The sequence below is a fragment of the Mesorhizobium sp. P2_F7 genome (genome assembly GCF_056403695.1).
Genome location: NZ_JBFUFA010000019.1, coordinates 50,183 through 56,486, shown reverse-complemented (window position 1 = coordinate 56,486; position 6,304 = coordinate 50,183). Strand labels below are relative to the sequence as shown.

The following is a 6,304-nucleotide window of genomic DNA, read 5'->3' as shown; positions in this document are numbered from 1 at the left end:
GCCTTGAACATCACCAGCGAATTGTACGCAGGCCGCCCTGGCCCCGCCGGCGAGCGCAGCCGCGCCAGAATCTTCTCGAAGCGATACCACTTCACCAGCGACGACAGCCGGTCCAGCCGACCGCTCCGACCAAGACCCTGTGGCAGCAAAGCCTCCACAAAACTGAACTGACCGCTCGGCTTCGTCGTCATCGCAAAATCCCCGTTTCAAAAACAGGGAATCACATCCATCCAATTTTGCAACAGTCCCACAAGGGGAGAAGGGAGGGAGCCCTCAACTCCGTCCGTTCACCAGATCGCCGACAATGTCATACTTCCCTGAAATGCGCATCTTGTAGACTTCGTAATTCTCCATCACGCGCTGCACGTAACTTCTGGTTTCCGTGTAGGGAATTCGCTCGATCCAGTCGACGACGGCGTCGATGTCCTTGCCGCGCGGGTCGCCATATTTGGCCACCCATTGGGCGGCGCGGTTGGGGCCGGCATTGTAGCCAGCGAAGGTCAGCACATAGGAGCCATCGAAGCGGTCGAGCTGCTCGCCGAGGAACGCCGCGCCCAGCGTGGCGTTGTAGCCGGCATCGCTGGTCAGCCGATCCTGCGAAAACGTCAGCCCAGCCTTTTTCGCCAATTGCTTTGCGGTGCCCGGCATCAGCTGCAGCAGGCCGCGCGCGCCGGCGCTGGAGACGGCGCCGACATTGAACTCGCTTTCCTGGCGCGCAATGGCATAGGCCAGTGCCTTGCCCGAGCCGGAAATGTCGGCGGTGTCGGGAATGACGCCGAGCGGATGCGACAGCGCGCCGACATCGATGCCGCGCGCCCCGGCGATCTTGCCGACCTTCAGCGCCATGAAATGATTGCCCTGCTTTTCCGCCAGCACGGCCAGCAGCGCCAGTTCGCCGGGGCTGGTCAACTGTCCGGCTAGGTCGCGGTAGAGCGTCTCGGCATAGCGGTCATAGCCCGCCTCCTGCAGCCGCTTGATGGCGCTGACAGCCTCGCGGCCGTCAAAGCTTTGGCGGTCAGCGGCGCTTGGCTCGGGATAGACGATGTTCAGCGTGCGCAAACCAACCCGTTCCGCCGCCAGCTGCCCGTAGAAAGTGGTGCCATAGGTGGCCGCTTTGGTGAAATAGCTCTTCGCATCGCCGGGACCGCCGACTTCTGCCGCGCGGCCAAGCCAGTAATAGGCGCGCGACAGAGACATCGGCCCCTGCGCAAGATCGGCGATGCGGGCAAAATGTCCGGACGCGGTGCCGGGATCGTTGAGGCCTCGCAGCGCATACCAGCCGGCGTGGAATTCGGCCTCGGCGGCACTGGCGGAGCTTTCGGCGGCATGCGCGGCAACGATCTTGTAGGCGGTCTTCCAGTCGCCCTGGTCGACCAGCGCGCGCGACAGCACGCGGCGCTCGACCCACCAGGCATCGGGATCGACCAGCGCGTCGCGATCGGTTGGCGCTTTCATCACCACTGCGGCGGAGTCCGCAAACTTCCGCTGCTTGCGCAGATATTCGGCTTGCGCGAAGAAATAGCCGGCCGAACGCTGCTCGACGGGCACCGCCTTCAACAGCTTGGCCGTGGTCTTGTCGCCACGCGAGGCGGCGGCCCAGGCATCGGCCAGCGGTTGCGCGCCGGCAAGGGCTGCGACCCGCAGCGCCGAATTCTCCCGGTCGGCATAAAACATCCGTTCCATGCGGAAACGATGGTCGGCAGTCGGGACGATGGCGCCAAACTCCCTGATGACGGCCGCCTCGTCCCTGGCTTCCAGCTTTTCGGTGCGCCAGAACGGCGACAAAACCGAGAGCGCCGCCTTGGTGTTGCCAAGCGCCACATAGGAGCGAGCAAGGATCACCACACCTTCGAAGGTCAATGGCTGGCTGCCGTCAAAGGCTTTCACCACGGTCTGCGGCGACGGGCTTTCGCGGTAGAGCGCGCGCTCGCTGTTCTTGCGCAAGGCGATGGTGCCGGGCCAGGTCGGCAGCATCTTTGCGGTATCGGCAATCTCGCTGCTCGGCACCCGGTCGCCGCCATAGAGCGCGATCGCCCAAGCAAGGATATGGCGGTCCAGCGAGTTGGCCGGCAATGTTTCGCGCACGGCGCGTGCCGCGGCAATATCGCCGGTCGCCAATGCGTCGAGACCGCCTTTCAACACGACGATACTGGCGGAAGGCGCATCAGTCTGCGTTTCGTCCTGCAGGCCCTTATCCTGTAGACTGGGCATCGGGATCGATGAGGTCGTCAGCTCATCGACGCTCTCGTTTGCCGCCGTCCCCGCTATCAGCAGGGCAACGGCGCCAAGCAATGCGAAGCGGAGGGGCCGACTGGCCGGCATGGTCCTGATCTTTCCCTGTTGCGGCACTTTAAATGGCAAGCCCAGGTGCCTGAGAGCCTAGACTTAGGTCGTGAAGAGCCCGTAAACAAAGGGTTATCGAGGCTGTTCGAATTGCGCTCGCTGGCACCATCGCCATGCTTGCCGCTGAACAGTGTCGAGACTATGGTGCGCGGCTTCGCTTTCGGCTAGAAGGCGCCGACGCTAAAACACGTCAAGAAACCCTAGAAGTCCCAAGGAGTTGGACGACATGCTGAGAGGCTCGCTTACTGCGCTCGTGACACCGTTCGAAAAGAGCGGGCGTTTCGACGAGAAAGCCTTTCGCGCTTTCGTCGAATGGCAGCTCGCAGAGGGCACTACGGGCCTCGTCCCGGTCGGCACCACCGGTGAGTCGCCGACGCTGTCGCATGACGAGCATCGCCATGTCGTCAAGGTCTGCATCGAGGTTGCCAAGGGCCGCGCTCCCGTCGTCGCCGGCGCCGGCTCCAACAACACCGCGGAAGCGGTCGGTCTGGTGCAATATGCCGAACAGGCTGGCGCCGACGCGGCATTGGTCGTCACGCCCTATTACAACAAGCCGACGCAGCGCGGCCTCTATGAGCATTTTGCTGCCGTCGCCAGGGCGACCAGCCTGCCGATCATCATCTACAACATCCCGCCGCGCTCGGTCATCGACATGATGCCCGACACGATGGGCCGGCTGGCGCACGACTTCAAGAACATCGTCGGCGTCAAGGATGCCACCGGCAAGGTCGAACGCGTGTCCGAACAGCGCGCCACCTGCGGCAAGGATTTCATCCAGCTTTCGGGTGAGGACGCCTCCGCCCTCGGCTTCAACGCCCATGGCGGCGTCGGCTGCATCTCGGTGACGTCGAATGTCGCGCCGCGGCTGTGCGCCGAGTTCCAGGAAGCCACACTGTCCGGTGACAGTGCCAAGGCGCTGGAGTTGCAGGACCGTCTGTTGCCGCTGCACAAGGCGATCTTCCTCGAACCCGGCCTGTGCGGCGTCAAATACGCGCTGTCGAAGATTGGCAAGGTCGAGAATGTGGTGCGCTCGCCGCTGGTGACGATCGAGGCATCGACCGCCGAGAAGATCGATGCGGCGATGAAGCACGCCGGCTTGATAAATTGAGGATGAGGCGCCACCTCTCCACATCATGAATCAAGTCAGAAAAGCTGATCCCAACAACAAGACCGTTGCGGAAAACCGCAAGGCGCGGTTTTCCTATGAGGTGCTCGACACGGTCGAGGCCGGCCTTGTGCTGACCGGAACCGAGGTCAAGTCGCTGCGCCAGGGCCAGGCCAACATCCAGGACAGCTATGCCTCGGTCGAGGGTGGCGAGATCTGGCTGATCAATTCCTACCTGCCGGAATATCTGCAGGCCAACCGCTTCAACCACGAGCCTAGGCGGCGGCGCAAGCTGCTGCTCAACAAGCGCGAGATGGCAAAGCTGTCGCAGAGCATCGAGCGCGAAGGTATGACGCTGGTGCCGCTGAAGATTTATTTCAACGATCAGGGCCGCGCCAAGCTTCTGCTCGCTGTCGGCCGCGGCAAGAAACTGCACGACAAGCGCGAGACCGAAAAGCAGCGCGACTGGTCGCGCGAGAAGGGCCGATTGCTCAAGGAACGGGGCTAAGAACTTCGGTCAGCCCCAGAAAAGCCGGACATCGGCTTTCAAGTCTCGAACAGCCACAGCAGCTATAGACGACGGGGAGAGGCTTGAAGAACCGGATCATCCTCTGGGGTGCGGCCAGTCTGGTCGTTGTGGGCCTCATCGCGGCAGGCGGCTTCTTCTATTTCCAGACCTTCTCGCCGGATCGCGACAGCTATCCGGTCAGGGGCATCGACGTTTCCCATCATCAGGGTGAGATCGACTGGCGGCGCGTCGCCGCCGACGATGTTGCCTTCGCCGTCATCAAGGCGACCGAGGGCGGCGACCATGTCGACGATGCCTTTGCCAAGAATCTGCGCGAGGCGCGCGCGGCCGGTCTTGCGGTCGGCGCCTATCACTTCTTCACTTTCTGCAGGCCGGGCGCCGACCAGGCGAAGAACTTTATCTCGGTCGTGCCGCACGACCAGCCGCTGCTGCCGCCGGTCGTCGACATCGAATTCGGCGGCAACTGCCCGCAACGCCCGTCGCCGCAGCAGCTGAGCGCGGAACTCCAGGCGTTCCTCGGGCCGGTTGAAGCTGCGTTCGGCAAGCCGGCCATCATCTACCTGACCGACGAGGCCGCGGAGGCCTATAATGGACAGATAGCTGTGCGTCGGCGCTGGCTGCGCTCGCTGGCGATCAAACCGAGCGAGGACGGCTGGATCTACTGGCAGTACCACAATATGGGCCGGGTCGCCGGCATCGAGGGCGATGTCGACCTCAATGTGCTGCAGGGCGGACAGCAAACGCTGGCCGAGTTGTTTGCGCCATCCGCACAACCGTCGCCATCGCCCTGAATCAGGCAGTCTTGGCCACAGGTCTGGCGATGGCCGAAAAGGCCATCCCCGCAGCCATGATCAGGATGGCGGCGAACTGGGTGCCGGTCGGCGTTTCGCCGAGCACCGTCATGGCGATCAAGACCGTTGCGATCGGCACGCATGGCATGAACAGCGATGCCGTTTGCGACCCCAGCTGTCTGACGACATAGGTGTAGAGGAACATGGCGGCCGCACCTGCCAAAAACCCTTGAATGACGATCTGGCTGGCGATCTCGCCCACTGATGCGGCGCGCAGGCCGCTTGGAGCAAACAAATAAAGCAGCGGCAGCGGCACGCATGACAGCAGCACGACCGTTGCGGTCGCCGCAACCGGATCGACGCGCCAGCGCCGCACCAGAATGGCATAGGCGGCAAACATCGCGCCCGATGCGATGAACAGAAGATCGCCGAAGAGGACATCCTTCATGCCGCTGTCGCTACGCGCCGGCGCAATGAATAGGATCAACCCGGCAATGATGGCGGCGACGCCGATGGTCCGCCGGCGTGAGGCCTTGTCCGTGGTGGCGATGTGCGACAGCACGAATGAGAAAAACACAATCGAGGCGGGGCAGAGTGCCGCGCCATGCGCGGCCGGTGCATAGGTCAGGCCCCAATTGATGATGATCGGGTAGGGCAGTCCGGCGAGCGCCGCCAGCGCCAACGCACGCCTCCGGCCCAATGTCTTGATAGTCGCCAGGCCGCTGCGCCAGACGACCGGCAGCATGACCATGCCGGCGCCGACAAAGCGCAAGGTCGCGAGATCGGTTGCCGTCAGATGCTCCCGCAGGCTGAAGCGGGCAGCGACGAACTGCACGGCGTAAATGCCGATCATCGCCAGGCCGGCAAGAATTGCCGGCTTCGTGTTTCGGTCCTCTGCCACGCGCAGTCTCATCCCGCTCGATCCTGCCGGCGGAGGCTTCTCCCCCCAGCGGCTATCGTTGAAAGCGCAGCCTATTGTTGAAAATGGTGCGACAAAATATGCTGTTTTTGCGATTGGGAAGTGAAAGTCACACATAAGGGGTGCCACAAGCGTGAATCATGAATCCGATCAACTCGACGCCATTGACCGCAGCCTGCTGCGGCTGCTGCAGGAGGACGGGCGCCGCACCACGCTCGATCTCGCTGCCCGCGTCGGCCTGTCGCCGACCGGCGCCAGCCAGCGGGTGAAGCGCCTGTTTCGTGACGGGTTCATCACCGCGGTCCGGGCTGTGCTCAATCCGCAAAAAATCGGCCGCGGCACGCTCGTCTTCATCGAAGTCAGGCTCGACCAGGCGGCGCCGCATGTGTTCGACCGTTTCGCCGAAGCGGTGGCGAAAGCCCCCGAAGTGCTGGAGTGCCACATGGTCGTCGGCGGCTTCGACTATCTGGTCAAGGCGCGTATTTCGGAAATGGCCGCCTATCAGGATTTTCTCAAACGCGTGATCCTGCCGCTGCCGGGCGTCAGGGAGACCCACACCTATGCGTCGATATCGGACGTGAAGCCGGACGCGCTGCTGCCGGTATGAAACGGGCTGC

General features: G+C 63.1%; 6 protein-coding genes and 1 pseudogene. 4 read left to right on the top strand and 3 right to left on the bottom strand.

All coding sequences use genetic code 11. The features are described from left to right. Together AC1DZ8_RS31860 and AC1DZ8_RS31855 are read right to left on the bottom strand one after the other, a co-directional pair. Positions 1–191: pseudogene (locus tag AC1DZ8_RS31860) on the bottom strand (IS5/IS1182 family transposase); the annotation flags it as partial. An 82-nt stretch (positions 192–273) separates the two neighbouring features. After that, positions 274–2,322, bottom strand: a complete 2,049-nt coding sequence (locus tag AC1DZ8_RS31855) for a lytic transglycosylase domain-containing protein (protein ID WP_477308515.1) — start codon at positions 2,320–2,322, stop codon at positions 274–276. A gap of 247 nt (positions 2,323–2,569) precedes the next feature. On the opposite strand from AC1DZ8_RS31855, the gene dapA reads away from it, so the two are divergent. From dapA to AC1DZ8_RS31840, 3 genes are all read left to right on the top strand, one after another. Then, complete coding sequence (dapA, locus tag AC1DZ8_RS31850) at positions 2,570–3,451, top strand: 4-hydroxy-tetrahydrodipicolinate synthase (protein ID WP_025583624.1); 882 nt, start codon at positions 2,570–2,572, stop codon at positions 3,449–3,451. Positions 3,452–3,476: 25 nt separating this feature from the next. Continuing rightward, complete coding sequence (gene smpB / locus AC1DZ8_RS31845; protein ID WP_025583626.1) at positions 3,477–3,956, top strand: SsrA-binding protein SmpB; 480 nt, start codon at positions 3,477–3,479, stop codon at positions 3,954–3,956. Positions 3,957–4,039: 83 nt separating this feature from the next. Beyond that, complete coding sequence (locus AC1DZ8_RS31840; RefSeq protein ID WP_477308518.1) at positions 4,040–4,768, top strand: glycoside hydrolase family 25 protein; 729 nt, start codon at positions 4,040–4,042, stop codon at positions 4,766–4,768. Position 4,769: 1 nt separating this feature from the next. Here AC1DZ8_RS31840 and AC1DZ8_RS31835 read toward each other — a convergent pair whose 3' ends face one another. Further along, entirely contained in the window at positions 4,770–5,669 is a 900-nt protein-coding gene (locus AC1DZ8_RS31835; protein ID WP_477308520.1) for a DMT family transporter, read from the bottom strand. Between the two features lie 151 nt (positions 5,670–5,820). Between AC1DZ8_RS31835 and AC1DZ8_RS31830 the strand changes: the two genes are divergently transcribed. Next, entirely contained in the window at positions 5,821–6,294 is a 474-nt protein-coding gene (locus AC1DZ8_RS31830) for an Lrp/AsnC family transcriptional regulator (protein ID WP_142867694.1), read from the top strand. Positions 6,295–6,304 lie beyond the last annotated feature (10 nt).